This window comes from Anabaenopsis elenkinii CCIBt3563, from assembly GCF_015245355.1.
Taxonomy (GTDB): Bacteria; Cyanobacteriota; Cyanobacteriia; order Cyanobacteriales; family Nostocaceae; genus Anabaenopsis; species Anabaenopsis elenkinii.
In genome coordinates, this window is the sequence record NZ_CP063311.1 from 3,227,022 (window position 1) to 3,247,189 (window position 20,168).

General features: G+C 40.4%; 14 protein-coding genes and 3 pseudogenes. 6 read left to right on the forward strand and 11 right to left on the reverse strand.

Features of this window, described 5'->3' with window-relative positions; genetic code table 11:
- Window positions 1-146: 146 nt before the first annotated feature.
- The 3 genes and pseudogenes from IM676_RS14085 to IM676_RS20275 form a co-directional block, all read right to left on the reverse strand.
- Window positions 147-1,562, reverse strand: a complete 1,416-nt coding sequence (locus tag IM676_RS14085; protein ID WP_200987477.1) for a tripartite tricarboxylate transporter permease — start codon at window positions 1,560-1,562, stop codon at window positions 147-149.
- A 64-nt stretch (window positions 1,563-1,626) separates the two neighbouring features.
- Window positions 1,627-2,352, reverse strand: coding sequence for an OB-fold nucleic acid binding domain-containing protein (locus IM676_RS14090; RefSeq protein ID WP_200987478.1), 726 nt, complete (start codon window positions 2,350-2,352; stop codon window positions 1,627-1,629).
- A 3-nt stretch (window positions 2,353-2,355) separates the two neighbouring features.
- Window positions 2,356-2,469: pseudogene (locus IM676_RS20275) on the reverse strand (IS701 family transposase); the annotation flags it as partial.
- 126 nt (window positions 2,470-2,595) lie between these two features.
- Between IM676_RS20275 and IM676_RS19885 the strand changes: the two are divergent.
- Window positions 2,596-2,709 (forward strand): annotated as a pseudogene (locus IM676_RS19885) (cupin domain-containing protein); the annotation flags it as partial.
- Between the two features lie 126 nt (window positions 2,710-2,835).
- On the forward strand, window positions 2,836-3,456 hold the full coding sequence (locus IM676_RS14100) for a 4Fe-4S single cluster domain-containing protein (RefSeq protein WP_200987479.1): 621 nt from the start codon (window positions 2,836-2,838) through the stop codon (window positions 3,454-3,456).
- A 71-nt stretch (window positions 3,457-3,527) separates the two neighbouring features.
- Here IM676_RS14100 and msrA read toward each other — a convergent pair whose 3' ends face one another.
- From msrA to IM676_RS14115, 3 genes are all read right to left on the reverse strand, one after another.
- Window positions 3,528-4,196: a peptide-methionine (S)-S-oxide reductase MsrA gene (gene msrA / locus IM676_RS14105; protein WP_200987480.1), complete on the reverse strand. Its 669-nt coding sequence runs from the start codon at window positions 4,194-4,196 to the stop codon at window positions 3,528-3,530.
- A 126-nt stretch (window positions 4,197-4,322) separates the two neighbouring features.
- Window positions 4,323-6,464, reverse strand: coding sequence for a recombinase family protein (locus IM676_RS14110; protein ID WP_200987481.1), 2,142 nt, complete (start codon window positions 6,462-6,464; stop codon window positions 4,323-4,325).
- Window positions 6,465-6,581: 117 nt separating this feature from the next.
- The gene (locus IM676_RS14115; RefSeq protein WP_200990219.1) at window positions 6,582-7,760 is read right to left on the reverse strand and encodes an RNA-guided endonuclease InsQ/TnpB family protein; all 1,179 of its coding nucleotides are present in this window, start codon (window positions 7,758-7,760) and stop codon (window positions 6,582-6,584) included.
- A gap of 76 nt (window positions 7,761-7,836) precedes the next feature.
- Between IM676_RS14115 and tnpA the strand changes: the two are divergent.
- Window positions 7,837-8,230 (forward strand): annotated as a pseudogene (gene tnpA, locus IM676_RS14120) (IS200/IS605 family transposase).
- A 134-nt stretch (window positions 8,231-8,364) separates the two neighbouring features.
- Here the strand turns inward: tnpA and IM676_RS14125 are convergent.
- Window positions 8,365-8,568, reverse strand: coding sequence for a hypothetical protein (locus tag IM676_RS14125; protein ID WP_200987482.1), 204 nt, complete (start codon window positions 8,566-8,568; stop codon window positions 8,365-8,367).
- A 497-nt stretch (window positions 8,569-9,065) separates the two neighbouring features.
- On the opposite strand from IM676_RS14125, the gene IM676_RS14130 reads away from it, so the two are divergent.
- On the forward strand, window positions 9,066-10,385 hold the full coding sequence (locus IM676_RS14130; RefSeq protein ID WP_200987483.1) for a proton extrusion protein PcxA: 1,320 nt from the start codon (window positions 9,066-9,068) through the stop codon (window positions 10,383-10,385).
- Between the two features lie 100 nt (window positions 10,386-10,485).
- On the opposite strand, the gene argJ is transcribed toward IM676_RS14130, so the two are convergent.
- Window positions 10,486-11,754 (reverse strand): bifunctional ornithine acetyltransferase/N-acetylglutamate synthase, encoded by a 1,269-nt coding sequence (argJ, locus tag IM676_RS14135; RefSeq protein WP_200987484.1) that lies wholly within the window; start codon window positions 11,752-11,754, stop codon window positions 10,486-10,488.
- Between the two features lie 465 nt (window positions 11,755-12,219).
- Between argJ and IM676_RS14140 the strand changes: the two genes are divergently transcribed.
- Window positions 12,220-13,200: a CHAD domain-containing protein gene (locus tag IM676_RS14140; protein WP_200987485.1), complete on the forward strand. Its 981-nt coding sequence runs from the start codon at window positions 12,220-12,222 to the stop codon at window positions 13,198-13,200.
- Between the two features lie 177 nt (window positions 13,201-13,377).
- Here the strand turns inward: IM676_RS14140 and IM676_RS14145 are convergent, their stop codons facing one another.
- Window positions 13,378-14,319 (reverse strand): N-acetylmuramoyl-L-alanine amidase, encoded by a 942-nt coding sequence (locus IM676_RS14145; protein WP_200987486.1) that lies wholly within the window; start codon window positions 14,317-14,319, stop codon window positions 13,378-13,380.
- Between the two features lie 582 nt (window positions 14,320-14,901).
- Here IM676_RS14145 and IM676_RS14150 point away from each other — a divergent pair.
- Window positions 14,902-15,531 carry a hypothetical protein gene (locus IM676_RS14150; protein WP_200987487.1) on the forward strand — a complete coding sequence of 210 codons (630 nt, stop codon included), beginning with the start codon at window positions 14,902-14,904 and terminating at the stop codon, window positions 15,529-15,531.
- Between the two features lie 281 nt (window positions 15,532-15,812).
- Here IM676_RS14150 and hetR read toward each other — a convergent pair whose 3' ends face one another.
- Window positions 15,813-16,712: a heterocyst differentiation master regulator HetR gene (hetR, locus tag IM676_RS14155; protein WP_200987488.1), complete on the reverse strand. Its 900-nt coding sequence runs from the start codon at window positions 16,710-16,712 to the stop codon at window positions 15,813-15,815.
- Between the two features lie 884 nt (window positions 16,713-17,596).
- Window positions 17,597-19,708 (reverse strand): EamA family transporter, encoded by a 2,112-nt coding sequence (locus IM676_RS14160; protein ID WP_318780252.1) that lies wholly within the window; start codon window positions 19,706-19,708, stop codon window positions 17,597-17,599.
- Window positions 19,709-20,168 lie beyond the last annotated feature (460 nt).

Consider the following 20,168-nt stretch of genomic DNA (forward strand, 5'->3'; position numbering starts at 1 on the left):
GTTATGAAAATATATGGTGCCATTTCCTCAGCTATAATTATTCTCTCTTGTAGCACTATGTTTTTTGTCACCAGTTGCCAAAACAAAGAAGATAGATGCTTTAAATGTCCTAATACTAAGGATTGGTATCGATATGATTACTGTAATTATTGGTGCGACCCGGAATCACATTGAATAAAATAACTAACTATTGCAACTGTAAAACTAATAATTAAGAATATACAAACTTGGCTAAAGGCGATAGGTGAGGATGGTGAAACCTGAGCTTGTAAACTAAATAATGTTACAAAACTGTCCTGAAATCCACTAAAGAAAAGCATTGTTGGGACGAGGAAAAATCCCATAAGTTGAGTTCGTCTAACTCCTACCATTGGTGGTAATAAGCCCAAACAAGTACCAGCTATAAGGACAGTAAGACCCCAAAAACCAGTGCTTGTCAAAACGAGTGTACCTATGAACATTATTACAGCTAATGTTAAAGCACGATGATTTAAATGGTTTATGATGGAAATGAATATTTGCCAAGTTTTCAGTAATAGATTGCGACTCAAAAGACCAGCGCCAAACATTCCTATTAAAAATAAGAGGGTTTGGAAAGCATTGATCTCTCCCATCATTGATCCAATTGCCACAGATGCACCAGAACGTGACTTTTCTATGAAATACAAAGCAGCAATACCAAATACTGTATCGGCTGACTGAATTGCAGATGTAGTTACAATGTAAAGCCTACTGCTACTAGCACCTTCTTTATTAGCAGTGAAGAGTAATGTTAATGCAGCGGCATTAGCAGCACCTAATCCAGGTAATAAGCCAACAACTATTCCACAGAATGTACCTATTAAACTTGCCTTATTTATTTGCACATCAGAAATTTTTAACTTGACATTTTTGGATTGAGGAGGTAACTTTGTTGTTTCTTCTGACAATGCTTGTAGTAGACCACTGATACCAAATAAACCTGATAGTACCGGTAAAATAACGTTAAATGCAGATGAGGAACCTCCAGCAACTAAAGGGGTACCAAGAATAATAATTCCAAATACACCACTGAGCAAGAATAAAATAATAGCCCAGATGAAGTTAGTGTCAGTCAAAATAAGAGTACATGAGATAATCAGTAATATCCAAACTAAAATTGGCTTGACTATATCTTCTGCCCAAGCTAGAGGATTAATTCCTATAACTGTTAATAATGTGCAAAAAACTGCACAAGTAAAAGCAATCACTAATCCACGCCATGACCCTTCAATAGATAGCTTTAAAGCTTCACCGCCCTGACCTTCTTTTGTTAGTTGATGTCCAGGTAAAAGGGCATATATCTCATCTGTAGGTACTCCTAAAAACAAGCTAGGAATATAGTCAAAAAACGTATGGGTTATACTTACTATTACAATAAATAGGCAAATTGGTAATGACAATTCTCCATTGAGAGAAGCTGAAGAATAAAGAGCTACCATTAAAGAAGCTATAACGTTGACATGGATTCCCGGAGTGAGACCAGAAATAATACCAACTAATAATCCTAAAATCAAAGCAATTATGTAGAAAAATAAAATCATTAGAATCTAATATCCAGATTTATTACCATTTGGTACTCAGGTGATGAAGAATATATTTTGATAGCTAATCAAATCTTACTTGCTTACCGTTAAGAGAAACTTCTCCACGAAACTCGCCTATAGTAGCTAGCATACTTATTCTTTTTTGGGATGAAAGCATAATATCAAGCGTTTCCTTGTCCCAATTACCTTCAAAAAAAATACCGTTCACAGATATACCAGTAGAACTAGTGACCTGAAACCTCAGCATTTTATAACCTTTTTGTGAGGTGAATTTTTCTACCGAGGTAGGAATCAGATTATTAATCCATACAGTTTGACCCATGTATTTATTAACTTCGGTTATATCAATGATTGGATAAGGGCTAACAATAGTAGTCGCAGAGGATTCATCGCTAATTTTGGTAATTGATTGATATGAAAGTGGAGATATTTGAGGCTGTTTTCTATAGATATTTAATAATCCGGTAACTCTTACTAAATCTCCTTTACGTGGCACAAAGGATAATTTTCCTAATGAAGGGAAAAAAGATACACGGTACTCACCATTTTCACTTTTTAGAGTAAGGAACTGTATACCTTGTTTGTTACGATAACTGTTTATTACTATTCCTTCAGATACTACTAATTGACCTATTGAATTAGAAGAAATAGATTCACCACTGTATACCTGTGCTTCAGAAAGTATTGGTTGGTAAAATTTACCAAAGATCCATATGACAAAAGTAATACCAGCAAATAATATGAGTGGATATCGAGGTTCTGTTACAAATTTTTTTAAGTGATTCATTTAATAATTAATTGCATCATGGCTAATCTGCTCTAAATGCTCTGCTAAATTGGTAGTCGTGTAATTAATTTTACCGATTAATAAGTATTGGCAGTAATTAAGCTTTGTAAATCTCATGCTCATCACCAACATGATCTCTTACACCCTCTACCTATTTTCTCATGAATCGCTATCTGAATCTGGTTTTATTCATACCTTTCTACTATCAACTACACTAGACATCCCCCTGTGCCAGTTGTGTAAGTCCTAGTTCCCAATGAAGATTTTTCCGAATTAATTCTTAGTGGTATTCCCGTGGAGTTAGATGGCGAGGATATGGCGGTGTTAGGGAGAGCAGATGGGTTGATGGGTTTTTAACAAATTTTGCTACCATTAAGAGTGAGGGTAGCGCAAAGAAGAACACTTCTATTAGTCAAATCAATAGCAGCGAGTCAAGCAGCCTGTGGTGACAATTGATTTACTATCCAATACAGAGGAATAGACATGGAAACTAAATTAACCAAACCATCTGTAGCACTGACAGAAATTCCCCCGGGGTATCTGAACATCATGGGTTATGTGGATGAGTCAGAGGTTAACGGTCCTGGTCGTCGTGCTGTTGTGTGGGTACAAGGTTGTCCCCGTGAATGCTCTGGTTGTTTTAATCCTGAGTCTTGGTCATTTGAGATTAATCAATTAATTGCTGTTGACACTCTGGCTGAGAATATCCTCAGCAAACCTCAGAATACAGGTGTGACATTTTCTGGTGGAGAACCATTTTGGCAAGCCACCGCACTAACTGCATTGGCCCGTAAGCTCAAAGCAGGGGGATTAAATATCATGTCTTTTACTGGGTTCACCCTCCAACAATTACAGTCGGAATCTGCTCCCCCAGATTCTCAGTCCTTATTAGCAGAACTAGATATCTTGATTGATGGCCCTTTTGTGGAGTCTCTAGCTATCAATTCTCCCACTTCTCTGGTTTCTTCTAGTAATCAAGGGGTTCATGTTTTTAACCCAGAGTTAGCAAACCAGATGACTTGGGCTAGCGACCAGATAGAAATACATATTCTCAAGGATGGTAGCCGGATTGTCACTGGTTATCAAGGCGGTTTGAGCAAATAATTATCACCTAATTATCACCGAACACAGAGACGTTCCCAGGAACGTCTCCACAACGGGTAGTTAATTTTGTATTAACCGGTAACTTGAGATTCTACAACACCGATGGGACAAGTAACATTTGTCCCCCCTAGACCACAATAACCATTGGGGTTTTTGGCGAGATACTGTTGATGATAGGCTTCTGCGTAGTAAAATTCAGGGGCATCTAAGATTTCCGTGGTAATCTTGCCATAACCTGCTTTGTTGAGAGCTTGTTGATAAGCGTCCCTTGATGCTTCTGCTAGTTGCTTCTGCTGTGGGGAATAAACATAAATTCCCGAACGGTATTGAGTACCAGTGTCGTTACCTTGGCGCATTCCTTGGGTGGGGTTATGGCTTTCCCAAAACACTTTGAGTAATTGAGGGTAACTAATCACTTTGGGGTCAAAGACAACTAAGACTACCTCGTTATGACCAGTCATTCCTGTACACACTTCATGATAAGTGGGGTTAGGGGTGCTACCCGCAGCATAACCCACAGCGGTTGTGTACACTCCTGGAAGTTGCCAAAATTTGCGTTCTGCACCCCAAAAACAGCCTAAGCCAAATATTGCTGTTTCCATTCCTGCGGGAAAAGGAGGTTTGAGGGGATTGTGATTCACATAATGTTCATTGGGTACTGGCATTAATGAGTTTCTTCCTGGTAAAGCTTCCTCTGGAGAGGGGATAGTTAGCTTTTTACCAAATCCAAATAGTCCCATAGCTTTTAACTTTGATTTGTCTTAAACTTCTTTACTTTACTTAATATTGTAAAGAATCTCATGGGGCTTGGGATAAGTGACAAAAAAACTCATGGATGATTACCCACTGGCTCAATCTCAATAATTTTACATAAAAGACTGCACTAGAGGTAACATACGCCCCAGCTGCTCCTGTCCATTTATAGCTAGGTCACTGTGACATAAATACAGTTTGTCACCGACACGAGTCAGTAAATCTGCCAAAATGTTTGGTAATCTTGTTGCTTCTAACAAATTTTCCTCTTCTGCTGTCCAAGGTTGCCCTAACCTGTGTTGTAAGAATAATTGTGATCCAAATAACACGGAAGCGCCCCCTTTTGCCCATAAGGGTGAACCAACATCTAACCAAAAATGCCAAGGGTGAAATTTCCTACTACAACGATATTGGAAAATAGTTATTAAGGTGACGGCTTTGCTACCGGGGCCAATGGGTTGCAAGGGGTAAGGATTGGCGGTAATGGTACCATTTCGGAGTAGTTGTATAAATTCGGCAATGGTTGTGCTGGTATTATTTAGTTCTAATCGGGTATTAATCTCCCAATAGTGTTGGGCTGTTTCCAGTAATTCCCGAATTGCTGCCATTTGGTCGTAGGGAAGATGGTTATTCTTAAGGAGAAAGTCCTGTATGGCTAGGAATAAAACGGTAGTGGGATGGGAGATGGAACGGGAATGGGATAGGGTAGCGCTGCTGCAAGCAGCTCGCTGTTTTTGTAACCACTGTAAAATCTCATGATAAGCTGTTGTGGCAGCATAGCCAATGCGATCCCATCGCTGAAATGCGGTAACTGGTAGCAAGTGTGGATGGTCGGGATGAGGTACAAAACAGGAATCAGCAATCAATCCGGCGCGTACTGGGTCGATGGGGTAGTAAAATGAGGCAGAATTATCAACGACTTCTGTGTTTCTACTCAAGATAACTAACATCTCGGCCACTGCATCTCGATGTACCAGGCGACCTAAACCAGGATAAACTAGTGTGAGCATAGTGAGTAACCCACGAATCACAGAGGAAGTAATCAGGGGTCTTTGTTCCTTGGGTGATTGGACGGGTATATTTTGCTTAGTGAGGATTTCCACTAAAGTATAACGAGCGATCGCATCTAGACCAGGTGCAATAATTGCTACTTCTTCTGGTTGTACTTTTCCGGACTTGATAGCTTGACTAATTTCCTGTGCTGTTTCTCTTAACAATTCAGCACGGGAAGTAGTTTTAATTAACTGCACTGGTTGGGGTAAGCTAGATAACAGCATTGGTGTTGTGACTAATTCTACCATAGGAGTCAGCAGTCTATCTGCTAGACCTGGTAAAGGTGATGTGGTTAATGTCTCAATCCGACAACGCTGTGCTAAACCCTGCAAATAATCCGGATCAGCCCCTAAACCTAGACGGGGCGCACCATTGGGATTATAGCTAAATCCACCCACTGCACCTTGATCCAGTAAAAAATCAAACAGTTGACGCGCTACCGCGGGATAATCATCAACATCATCTGCTAGTATAGCTTGATAGCGTTGATTTAAGTGCGGTTGGTAATGGTGATGGCTCAATAATTGCTGACTATAAAGTTCAGTAATTATACCATAGGTAAGTAGTCCCCTTTCTAAGCACCAGCGGCGCCAATCTAGCAATAAAGATGCCACAAAGTCGGCATCTAAATCCAGGAAATTTTCTTGTAAGCCGGTGTGTAAAATCTCACCAATATTTTCACAGGGTGTACCACTGTAAGCAGCTAGCTGCAAGAAATCCAGGAGGCGACGGACTAAACGGTACTCATTGACCCCCGCACGGCGCAAAATAGCTGCATCCAATTGGGAACGCCACAGTTTTGTAGCTAATTGCTGTTCAGTTTCTGGACGTAGTCTGATGGGAAATTGCGCTTTGAGGTTTAAAGATGAAATCAATAAGGGCCAAAATAGAATTACTTCATCTTGAAAAAAACCCATCATGGTCTTGACGCGCACTGGATATTTCCCCTGGGTGGCGGTGGTAATTCTATCAGCCAAAATCCGGCGATTATCACTGTTTGCAGCTAAAACCAAGGCTCCCGGACGTGTTTTTTGCCAATGTGAAATTGGTTGTATATCCGAGGGTGTTTGCTTCTGTGGTTTTTCCGGATCAAATAAGGCAGAATTATGATGTTGAAGCCACCAATGACACAAATTCTCGACCAAGCGAGTCGTCTTACCGCTGCGACTAGGTCCTACAACCCAAATAGAATCAGAAATCACCCAACTATCCCCTTATAGATTTGCTCTTATACTTCCCAACTCAAGTTGATTACCTGAATTTGGGAAATAATTGTCATTTTGACACTCTCCATGCCTGAAGGCAGGGGATTCGGTGCGTCACTGACGTTCCTTGCTTTTGGAGGTCTTACGACCAACAGAAGTAGAGGGAACATCTCGACTGGCGTTACTTTGGGGTTGCCCACCCCTAGCGTTTGCACGACTTAAAATTACTTTGGCTGCATTCACATCACGTTGTTCTATGTGACCACAATGCAAGCAAGAATGAGTTCTAGTGCTAAGTGATTTGTAAACTATTGCACCACAATTACTGCATTCTTGGCTAGTGAAATGAGGCAGAACAGCGATTATTTCCCGTCCAAATTTCTCTCCAAAGTATTCGAGCCACTGGCGAAAGTTGTACCAAGACGCATCAGAAATACTCTTAGCAAGCTTGTGGTTTCTCACCAACCCACTAACATTTAAATCTTCCAAGACCACCTTAGCGTTAGCTAGGCATAAGTTACGCGCCAATCGTTTGGCGTGTTCATTCCTTTGTCGAGTTACTTTTAAATGTTTGCGAGCATAAACACCACTGGCTTTCTTTCTACCAGATGACCCTTTCTTTTTCTTGTAAATACTGCGCTGAACTCGCTTGATATCTTTTTCAGCTTTACGTAAATATCTAGGGTTTTCTTGATGATTGCCATTGCTATCAGAGTAGAAATACTCTAACCCTACATCGATACCAATTTCAGATGTAGTTAATGGAGCTTCCTGTTTATTATCTGCTTTCACACAGAACTGAACATAATATCCATCCGCACGGCGAACAATCCTAACTCTCTTAATTAGCTCTACAGGATAAGTGTGGATATCCCACTTACCCAACAATTTGAGTTCACCAATGCCTTTTTTATCAGTAAAGGTAATACGACGTTTTGTGGGGTGAAGCTTCCAAGATTGTTGTTTATATTCAACAGAGCGACTATGCTTTTTAAATCTTGGATACCCTTTGTTTCCGGGTTTTTTAGCCTTGCAGTTAGCGAAAAATCTATTGATAGCACGTTCTACATTCTCAACAGACGCTTGACAAGCGTGACTGCTCAAATCTCTCACAAATTCATATTCTGCTCGTAATTGAGTGTTGTATTTGTACAATTCTTTTTTGCCAATACCGCGATTATCTATCCAGTATCTAAGCACCTTGTTTCTAACAAACTGACTCGTGCGAACAGCTTCATCTATGGCTTTTGACTGCGCTTTTTTGACAACTGCTTTGTACTCCATTACCAACACTCTTAAATCACCTCCTTGATATTTATCTTTGCTTGAAATAATTATAGCCTGTAGCTGCATAAGTCAACAGGGTTCCATGCAAAAATTCAAATCAAACAACAATGTTGTTTATTCGTGTAAATATCATGTTATTTTTTGCCCTAAATATAGAAGACCAGTTCTCGTGAACGCAATCGCTTCTCGATTAAAAGAGTTACTTGCTCAAATAGCGATTGAAATTAACATTGAAATTATAGAGATGGAAATCATGCCAGACCATGTACATTTATTGGTAGAAGTTGACCCTCAAGGAATACATCGAGTTGTAAAAAGATTTAAGGGTGCAACTTCTAGGTATTTACGATTAGAATTTCCACCAATTGAAACGTAGATTACCTACTTTATGGACTAATTCTTATTTTGTTTCCACTGTCGGGGGTGCACCACTAGAGACAGTTAAAATGTACATTCAAAATCAAAAAGAAACTTAACAGCGATTAAAATCGCCAACGGCTAGCCCCCATAAATAGAATTTAGGGGCTAGCTCGCCGTTGTATTATTGGTCTGTGTTGTCAAGTACGCTAAATTAGTTATTTGGTTGATTAGTATCAAGTTACAAGCAGGGTCAATCTTGATTATCACCGAAAGACACGCAGGGACTGTCAACAAATACTGTGCTTTGGAAAGAATCGCAGAAAATTACTGTAGAACAATTTACCTCTAATTCATCGGGATGAATACATTCGATTCTTTCTGCTATCAAGGCATGAAAAGTACAATCATTGCAGATAGACTGGCGTGGTGGTTGATCTTTTATGGAATCTGACATTAGCTCTCACCTCATCATCCGGTAAATAGTCTACCGCTATAGAAATGTTATTGAGGGGTTTTGCAGTAACTGAATTATAGCAGTGATGCGATCGCTCACCCTTGTGACCTATAAATGGGATGATATCTCAGACTGTATTACATTTGGCAATAAGTCCTCAATTGCTCATTGTATTCTCTTGGTCTGGTCAAATGTTGCTCTTAGGGAATCGAAATGTTTTTTTTGGATAAAATTATACTTATTTTTATCCCTAATAAAAATTGCAGTTGGCAGTTTTGGGCTGCTATGATTGATAGTCAATTGTCCTATGCACTTCGATTGTTGAATGTACCTGAGCATAGTGGAATCAAGACCGTCGCCTGATCAGGGATTAGGAAATGTTACCAGAAATGAGGAAAGCTAGTTTTTATACAGTCATGGTTCCTTTGCTGTTAAAACCACTGGTAAAATCTTCTTTAACCACTTCATAATCACCTAGAAACAGCCTCTTACCGACGATGAAAATCCAAATTTTTACCCATAAAGTTTACCCTTTTTTACTATCTGCTTACAGATGGTACTTACTCACCCCGGAGCGTTCACTGGATGCAGCTTATAAGGCAGCATTACAGATTAAATCCCTAGAAAATGACCATTTTGAGGGAAACAAAATAGAGATAAATTCAGCCATCTACAGTAACAGTGTGATGGATTATTTCGAGTCAGTTTTAAAGCAACAATTAAAAATTGTGCGGATGCGACTGACGGAGTTTCGCTCCAGTCGTTGGTTTTCTAATGAATCTCATCACAGGGCGGCGGATAAAACAGGTATAGAATATCCCAGTGCTGCGGCAATTTTAGAAAAATTAAATTTTATTGATCAAGTTATATCTAAATATAATAACTGGGATTATGAGGTCAATTCCCGGGAGTTAGTAAATCCGCCTCAAATAGTTAAAGTTGCTCCGCCTACATCTCAAGCATCACCACCAAAATTACCAGGTCAAAATCAAGAACAAAATCAAAAAAAGCGGGGTAAATCTGACACAATGGGAATATTACCCCGGTCGCTTTTAGGTACCATCAGCCGTCTGCAAGTTGAGTTAGATCCCAATGCTGAAGAAGATGTTGTCAAAAACTTCCGTCAGAATCAAAGAAGAAGTATAATAGCCATTAGATTTATTTTACTATTAATTATAGTCCCTCTATTAACCCATCAAATATCAAAGGTATTAGTGGTAGGTCCGGTGATTAACCATTTTAGAGGAGAGGAAGCAGTACCAATGTTTCTTAACTTGGAAATGGAAGAAGAAGCATTGATAGAACTGCAAAAATTTGAAGATAAAATCAGGTTTAAAAATTTGATTAGTGGCGCTCCTCGACTATCTCCTACAGAGATGGAAATGCAGATGGAGGAGAAAGCCCATGAAATTGCCGAACAATTTCGTCGCGAAAGTGCTAACGCCATTAAAAATGTTTTTGCGGATATTTTATCAGTTGGTGCGTTTATTTATTTGCTACTGATTAGCAAGCCAGCTATTATGGTGTTAAAAGATTTTATTGATCATATTGTCTATGGTTTAAGTGATAGTGCTAAGGCATTTATTATTATTTTATTTACTGATGTATTTGTCGGTTTCCACTCTCCCCACGGCTGGGAAATAATTTTAGAGGGTGCATCACGTCATTGGGGCTTACCAGCTAACCGAGATTTTATTTTCCTATTTATTGCTACATTCCCGGTGATTTTGGATACCATCTTTAAATACTGGATTTTCCGTTATTTAAACCGTATATCACCTTCGGCTGTGGCTACATATCGCAACATGAATGAGTAAAAAATCATCAGTGTCGCGGTGATAAATGGGGGAAATCTCGATGCAAGAGCTAGGCTTTACACCGAGTAATTAGCGGACTGGGGAGTTTTTCAGCGTTAACTCAAGTGGTGTACTCGGCGTTAATTTTTACATAGTCATAACTCAAATCACACCCCCAAGCTTTACCATCACCATGACCATTACCAACCTTAACTGCAATAATCACGGGATGATCTATTCTTTGTTCTGGGCGGTGGTTATGATAGACAGAAGAATCAGCGGCAGTTTGTTTTAAATATGTACTGGCTGCTGCACGATCAAATGATACTGGTTGACCATTTTCTAATAACAGGAAATCGCCTAATTTAATTTGTAATTTCTCTTGTTCAAAGGGGACGCCAGCACGTCCAGCAGCGGCGGCGATACGTCCCCAGTTGGGATCACGTCCAAAGATGGCAGATTTAACTAAGGATGAACCTGCAATGGTTTTAGCAATTTGACGCGCACAAACTTGATCATGAGCACCTGTAACTTGGACTTCAATTAAGCAGGTTGCGCCTTCACCGTCACGGGCGATCGCTTTTGCTAAATGCTGACACACTGCTGTTAACATGGCCTCTAATTTTTCGGCTTCTGGACTCATTTCGGTAATTGCTGGTGTGCGAGATTGACCATTAGCCAAAGCAATTAGACTATCGTTAGTGCTAGTATCACCATCTACGGTAATGGCATTAAAGCTTTGATCCGCCGCCCTACTTAACATTTGTTGCCACAGATGAGATGAAACCGCTGCATCACAGGTTACAAATGCTAACATAGTAGCCATATTGGGATGAATCATCCCGGAACCTTTGGCAATACCACCAATTCGCACTGGGCGATCGCCTATAATTGTTTCTAGAGCAATGGACTTTGTTACCAAGTCTGTAGTGACAATTGCTTTGGCTGCTGCATCTGAACCTGTTGGGGAGAGTGCTGCTACTACCTGAGGAATACCACTGCGCAAAGCATCCATTTTCATGCGTTGACCAATAACCCCTGTAGAAGCTAGCAAAATCGATTCCGGGGAGATATTTAACTCCCGCGCTAATATCTCGGCACTTTCTACAGCATCATGTATACCTTGCATACCTGTGGAAGCATTGGCTTGACCAGCATTGCAGAGGATTGCACGGGCGCTATGTTTGGCTTGTAGGCGTTGGCGACAATAGTCTACACAGGCGGCTTTAACTTGGCTAGTGGTGAATACACCAGCTGCGATCGCCTCCACATCTGACCAGATCAAAGCTAAATCTGGTAATCCCGAAGGCTTAAGTCCCGCAGTGATTCCCGCTGCTTGATAACCTCTTGGAGCCGTAACACCGCCAGTAATTTCTTGCCAATCTGTCATTTTTTTCTTTGCACCACTCTTAGCTGTTTAACTGGCGTTGATTATACCAATTCTTCACAACTGCCAGATATTCGCCGAGCATGAAACAAGGAGAGCTACATGGGCAGCTCTCCAGATCATCAGGGTGCATCTACTTATCACAGTATAGCATTTTTGCTATGAGGTGTTATACACTTTATTTATGTTTTACATCAATATTCTTGAACAGCAAGGGTATTTATCAGTTAGCGTAACAACTCTATAAATCTATGGCTACAACTGCTTGATACCAGGCGAGCGGAACTATTTAATTGATTTAATTTTTCCTTAAACAAAAGATAACTTTTTCATTTAATAACAGTGATAGAAACTATCTATCTAGTGGGAACAGTAATATTCGGTACTCTGCATCAGGGGCATATACGAATACATTTTTTTAACTAATGTTAATATACAATCATTTAACTCAGTACTTAATTTGAGATTATGATATTAGCAATAAAACCTACATCCAACAGTCTCAAGGAATATGCTTACCGAGCGGTTCAACAACACCTAAAAAAAACCTTGAAATGGGAGAAATCCGTCAAGAAAGATGAACATCCAGAAGCATTGCATCAAATGCGAGTCGGGATGCGTCGCCTACGTACTGCAATCAGCAGGTTTGATTTAGTACTGAATTTACCGAGGTCATCCCGGGATAAAAAAATCAGTAATATTGCCGCAATCTTAGGCAAGCTAAGAGACATAGATGTACTTAAGGAAACTTTAGAAAACCTTTACCAACCACATTTACCTGCTGAAGAACAAAAAGTACTGGACACAGCTTTAAATATTTTAGGTAAACAACGCCAAAAAGCATTATCCCAGACCCGCAAAACATTACAAGGGGAAGCTTATAACTCTCTCAAACAAGGATTACTACTTTGGTTAGATCAACCCATTTATCAGCCTTTAGCATCTCTACCCATTGAAGAAGTGTTACCGGATTTACTCTTACCTGAAGTGAGTAGTTTTTTGCTACATCCGGGGTGGTTAGTGGGGACTGATATGACAGATGGGGATATAAAAGTTTGCACAAACTGGCCTGCAGAAAACATAGAAAAGGAATTGACAACTCAAGGCGCAAGCATTCACAATTTACGCAAGCAAGCCAAACGCCTGCGTTACCAAATGGAGTTATTTAGTGATTTATATGGTGAGTCATACTCGGCTTATGTTGCCGAAGTCAAAACTATCCAAGACATATTAGGCAAGATCCAAGATAGCGTTGTGATGGGTGAGTGGCTCGAGGATGTATTGCAGTCAGAAATTGATGCCCAAGTGCCGACCCTTGCTAGTCTGTTAAAAAATAATCGTTATCAATTGTGGCAGGAATGGCGACCTTTGCAAGAGCGCTATTTGCAAGCTGGACATCGGTACAGTTTTCATTTAACAGTACTCAAGCTGATGGCAACAGCTATTTGATATAGCATTTCCCATGCTCGTAAGGTACAAAGTTTTTTAGTTTTAGGGAACACACCGAATAAATTGGTGTGTACTTCATGAGACACACACAAAGGCTTTAACTGGTGACATCAATGATTTTATTCGCCCCCAGTGGAGGAAGCCCCCACTGATTGTATGCTGGTCGCGCTAGTGAAGCTAACCAATTAATTTCTGCCAGGTCATTGGTCCAACAATACCATCGGCAAGTAAACCATTTTGTCTTTGATATGTCCTAATAGCTCTTCCTGTCTGGGGTCCATAGACACCATCCACACCAGCACCTACACGGTGTTGTATGTATCTCACAACTTCACCGCCAGCGTGGTTGGGTCTGATTATTCGTCTAGCTAAAATCAGATTAATCCCATTCCAGGTATTTGTGTCTGCAATTCCAGTGGGTGGTAGTCCCATAATATTCTGAAAATTGACTGTTGCCGATCTTGTAGCCGGTCCGATGACATTATCTTCAACCAAGCGCCTACCATTACTGTCGGTGATTTGTAATTGATTTAAGGCTCTTTGCAGTCTAATAACTGTAGTATCGGTATTCAACTCTTCATCTGGCACAGCATTAACAGGAGTGCTGGGCACTTCACCGGTTAAGCCCTTGACGATCGCATTAGCGGTTGCTTCCGATTCAAAGATATTCATATCTCTTGGTGAATCGATAAAGCAGCATTCGATCAAAATGGCAGGCATCCTAGTATGTCTGAGGACGTATAAGTGAGACCCACTCTTGACCCCACGATTAAAGAATCCTAATTTGACAATTTCATTTAACACTGGTTGAGCAATTTTTCTCCCAGCATCACTAGCGGCAAATACCTCTGTACCATTAGCCCGACCATTAAAAGCGTTAAAATGTATTGAGACAAAAACGTCAACTCTGTTAGTATTGGCAGTGTTAATTCTTTGGAATAGTGAGTTTGTGACGGAGGTAGACCTATCTGGTTTACAGGGTATGACTTCATGCCCTAAAGCCCGTAACTTGGATATGACTTTATTCCCCACATCTGTATTTAAAACATCCTCCGATTTGATCCCCACAGCACCTGTGTCTGGAGGCGAATTATGACCGATATCAATGCCAAATTTCATCTGTTCAACCTCTAGTTTTGCTTATAAGTTGTAATTTTTTCTGGTTATACCAGGCCGGTTATCAGGTTCTAAATAGTCAATCAGATGTCTTACTATTCACAGTGTCCTGATCAATCTCATTTATAGCTTTTATTGTGTAACAAATAAGTTAACTTAGGATAATTAGTCAGCAGCACTGTACTGGATGAACCTCTCAGATCATAGAAGTTGTTTCCCAAGCAGCCTAGAATTTGTCAAGATTTAGCTGCGGGTTATGAAAATTGGGCTAAATTTCCTGGGGTACAAAAATAAAAGCAGTTAGCTCACAGGCTTTTAGCCGGGGGATTAATGTGTAGCACATAATGGTGCATCAGTTAGTCTAAATTGACTGAGTTTAAACATCATTGTAGGATAAAACACTACCCTGGCGCACAGGGAATCTCAAGCTTGTGGACAGAACAACCTCTGTTTAGATGAGGAAACTCCCCTAAGTAAGTTGGCTGGATGAAGCAAGAATCCCACGGGCTTCTAGCGGTGGGAATTTCAATTCCATACTAGTCGTAAATTTGAGTTAGCATAACCTTGGGTGTTTGGAGAAAGGCGATGAGGAAAAAAAAATTGAGTCAAGCTGGTAACCCCCAAGGTAGTTTAACCATGGGAATATTGGAGAGCAAAAGGATGGATTTGACAACGCCAGTTTTAGCTATAGTTGGATGTTTGGCGATCATGATCCCCGCTCCTGGTATGGCTGTGGCTGTCTCTAATGCTAATGATTACCGTGTCTGTACAGCTCAACTGTTGGATTTGGGACTAACTCCACAATCTGCGTCACGAGGATGTGCAAAAGCACTGCGTCCGCGAGAATTGTCTGGTTGCGTGGTGAGAATTAATCAGCAAACTCAAATTAGTGCCGTAGATGCTCTTTCTTCCTGTGAGCAAGCCCGGCGACCCAAGGATTTATCTAATTGTGTTGTTGCTATCAGTAGAAATATTCAAGATGCTGTCCAGGTAACCGTGTTAAATTACTGTGACCGTAGTTTGTTACCGGAGCGCTTCGCTCAGTGCGTGGTGGGTTTACGGAGTGTAACAGATATTGCACCTACGCAGGCAATGGATACTTGTATTGATGCCAGCGACCGTGTTAGTGGCTTTTCACCTCCATCTCCATCGCCAAATAGAGCTCCTACAATATTTACCCCTTCTTTTGAGGTCACTCCCATTCTACATTATTGAAAAATTGTATAAATTACGTCTATGAAGCGCCCCATCCGCCATGGGATGGGGTTTGCTATCTCATGCAGAGAATCAGGTAATACCACAATACAATTGTCATGAGGGATATACTTAAAATTATTTGTTATCCTCCAGACGCGATCGCCTCTTCTAGGTGCCTAAAAGCCGGATCACTTTGCCATCTTGTCAGCAAAAGAGCAACCGCTACCTTGAGCTTATAGTATTGATATTTACATTTGACTGTGATAATAAGAGGTGTTAATGCTATAACACCTCAACTATCAGTCTTCTTTTCTACCAAAAACCATCTGCAAAATCATAGGAATCCCACCGCTTTGGTGATATCTATCTCCCCAGGCACGAATGATTTCATCGAGTTCCTGCATAGCCTGATCCCATTTTTCAGCAGGGATATCAAGCTCTTCTAAAGCTCGCATGGTATTTGGCCGCCGTTCTGACCAATCTTTCATCATCCGGAAATACCGGGCTGTATCTTCCACCATGATGTATGTACGCTCTTGATCATCTACTGGCGCATAAAACGGACGGGTAAGGGCGTAAAAGGGCATTCCCCAAGGAGAATCAATCCGTGTAACCGTACCGGAGTACAGTAGCCGACGCTTGATATGCTCCGCTAAGGCTTCGCTTAATGGCATTTGATGCTCAGGTGGCAATACCTCTTGAGACCGTCTGTGTAGAAATTCAATCAGATCCAAAAACTCAAGAGATGTAGTCAATTGAGCATCGGGCAGATTACTCGGTAGTTTCTGCTCAATTTGTCTTTTTTCTTCACTGGTCAAATTTGTACCAGGTACACGAGACATTCCTGGCTGCCAGGGAAACTTTTCCATCCAGACATAAGGTAACTGAATCAGATAGCGAGGTTCTTGAGAACCCAACATCTTTAATAATTTCCCTTCTGTGAGCGCCTGTCTTACTTCCTCAACAATGATTTTTACGCGTTTTGGCTCTAGATGATGCAAGTGGCCGGTCATCCGGAGATTTTGCCCTTGCTCTAGATAGGTCATGTAGATTGCACATTTAGCTGCAGTTGCTGCTGCATCTAAGAATGCTCCATGCCTATGCCCACTTGTCCGCATGGCACTAAAAGCAAGATAAAGCATGATCTGATCCATGGCACTAGGGCTAAGACGCTTAATCAGATCTATGTCGTTATTCATATTACAGACATTTGAATAGCAAGTTTACAGATTTGTCAGTCACACAGTAATAAGTATTATACATCCAATTGCCGCCGGTGTCTTGAGTTTTAACCTAATTATGGCTGAATTGCCAAGTTATCGGGAGTCACACATAATAATCGAGAGGGTATATCTAAGAACAATAACTCTTGCATGGATTCAATCAGCTTCCAGCATTGTTTGCTTGTTTACAGATTTCCATTCGTGGTTGGGACTCATTTAGCCCTAGGTTCGACCTCATGCCATTAGGTTAACTGGCAGCCCTGCCGAGATGTTGTGGCTAGGTTACAACTTTCAGCATTTTTTGGGAGTATAGGCAGTTGAACAAAGGTGAAATTACCTACCTAGAATTTAGCAGCTAATTCCCAGTTCAACATGGATTTTATTTTCTTAGAATATGATATTCTTTTTTAGCTTCCTTTTGTATTAATTTTATATAAAGTAATTTATTTTCAATAGCCATATCTATACCATGAAAATGGTTAGTATGCAATTATTTGTCATGTTTTGCCTATATTTAACTAAAGGTGATCAGTTATAGGTCTATTGGTTCTTGGAGCTTGACACCATGGCGAATAAATCTCTGATTCTATGAAAGTACTATAATAGGACTGGAGAGAATATTCATATATGAAATACAGTTCTAAATAGTATATTTACTGAATAAATCACCTGAATCTAGATTAAAGAATGACGACTACCACAGGCTGGGTTGCGTCATTGGTATGTAACCTAACGGAGTTGTGAAAGCTACTTTAGGCGTGGCAATACATTCTTGTGCAAGTTAAGTTTAGCAAGTTAGAATCTCAGTGTATACTGAGGACAGAAATCTTCAAGTGCAATTTTACCGACTAGAAGAAGTTCTAACGAGAGGGTAGCATTTTCTCGAAACTGTAAGCTGCTGCGCCAAGAGTTACAAATAGTACTCCGATAACTTGGACAACTGCCAAGGTTTCCTGAAGTATTAAACTAGCAAAAACTACTGTTAAAATTGGTACACTTGCTCCGATAATGGCTGAACGTAAAGCACCTAATTTGCGAATACCAACATTGTTGAAGACATAACCTACTAGAGTGAGAACGCCCAAAATAAAAGCAATCAAAATAAGTTCCAGTACATTAGATGGCTCAACAGTAATATTCAAGTTCCTTGGTAAAGGTAGCATCAAACAGATAAAGCTCAACACCAACATGGTGGTGAAATTAACTAAGGTAAAAGACACTGGATGGAGTTTAGTAGCGCATATCCTTGTCAAAATCACGTAGCAAGCAAAAGCTAAACCAGCTAAAATTGCTGTGCTGCTTCCCAGATTAAAAATACTCGTACCTAGGGTGCTAGAACCGCCTAAAACCATTAATTCACCACCTAAAATACCAACCATAGCCACAAATCGGAATCCAGGAGGGCGATCGCCGAATAGTAACCATGAGAGAAATCCGCTGATGATGGGGTAGACAAAGAACAAAGCGATCGCCATTCCAGTAGCTACCTGACCAATAGAAAGATAGATCAGCACCTGAGATACATACAAAAAACAACCACTGGCGATGGAAATCTGTAAAATTCTTTGTTTCTTGACAGTACGATTGGGAGTAGGATTACTACCCAATGACCCTACCAGAGTTTGCATATCTTGCCATACTTCTGGATGCATCATGGGGGCCAAGAGTAACATCAATGGCACAACTACCAGCAGACGTAGCATTAAAATTAAAAACACATTTCCCAGTGTTGGAGAAATAATTCCCTGGATCTCCAGAACTCCAAAATTGTCCTGAGCTTTAAAGAACATCCACTTGATGACTATGTTGTATAACGACGATACGACCGTTGACAACACAACTAGCAAGAAACCCACCTGGAGTTGGGAAGACCTGCGGGATCTAACAGACCGTGGTGATGGAGGTTCCACTTCTGAGCTAGTTGATGATTGAGAACTAAAGGTTTTAGTCTGGAGTTCAGATAAATTTCTACCTGGTAATAAACTGGACTGTTTGACCTCTGGTGGGGATTGGGTTTGGGGTTCTAAAGATTCCCCAGTTGGTAATAAACTGGACTGTTTGACCTCTGGTGGTGATTGGGTTTGGGGTTGAGAAACATCTCGACCAGGTAGAAAATTTGCTGATGGTCTTGTGTTCGACGATAACCCTAGTGTAGAAGGATCAGTATTGTTGCTTGGAGACAAATCTCCAGTAGAAATTGGTTCGGTACTGCTAGTCTCGATTACTTCTGACTGTAAATGTGTCTGAGAAGAACGGGGTGGCTGTGACTCCGTGGGGTGTAAAATAGTAGGCGGTGATGCTGTTACCGCTGCTCTGGAAATTTCCTCTATGGTGTTGACCAGTTCAAACCGTAGGTGATTAATCAACTCCTCTACAATCACTTCCCCCTGTTGCTGCTGTTGGTTTTGTACTTGGGACAGCTGTTGGGAAAGATGATTTTGATAATTTTTCAGATCCTGTTGTAAGGAGTTGAAGGTAATCATCAGGGTATCGTTCAAAGCGCCAAGCATTTGTTCAATATTCTGATTGTTATTCCCTGCTGACTGAATAGCAGATACTTCCTGAGCATTACCTTCTGCTGATTTACGAGCTAAATTGGCAAGTGATAATTGTAGTTGTGAAGATATATGTTTTGCTAAGGCTTCTGATAACTGACGGATTAACACTTGCTGTTCAGTAATTTGCCTTACCTTTTGTAAGTGTTCTTTTTCTGCTAATAACTGTTGGATTTCGTCAGATAAACGAGTTTTATCCGCCTGAAGCCGTTTTATTTCTTCCTGTAACGATCTGAGCACATTTTGCTGGAGACGTTCTAAGTCCTCCACTACAGCCCATAAAGCTGTCTCTGCTGCTCTGGATAGATCACCTCTGACTCGCGGGTTGTCTGGTCGCTTCTCAAATCGCCCCATTAGCTTCTCACCTCTAACACCTGGAAGATAAAGCTTCTTTTTGTCAACTGGCTTGGTACTCATACTGAGTTTCTAGATTTGTTCAGATGAACTGAACACTTTCGCAGAAACTGCTGACATAAGGGTAATTTTGTCATGCTGAGTGCCAGGTTGGCAAAGTATCTAAATTTATTTACATAACAGCCATACTATACTCTGTTATCTTCAATATCACACAACTGCTTTTGATCACAGACTGATCTAAATTAACAGTTTTCGACTCTGATATAAATACTGTTTTCTTTAGCAGTAACAGTAATGACCAAGGGCTTATGAGTGAGTATATTAATACCAGAGTATCAAGAAAGTTCTGGGCTTCTATGTCAATTCTGTCGGAATGTAACTTGTCATACAAGTTACATTTAGATATGTATTAGACTAGTAAATCGCATAAATTTTATCCCCTATAAAATATTTTAATAAATTAACTGTTATTGTGCAAAAAGACATTTTGATTTTGGTGTTGTAGTAACCTGACTCTCAG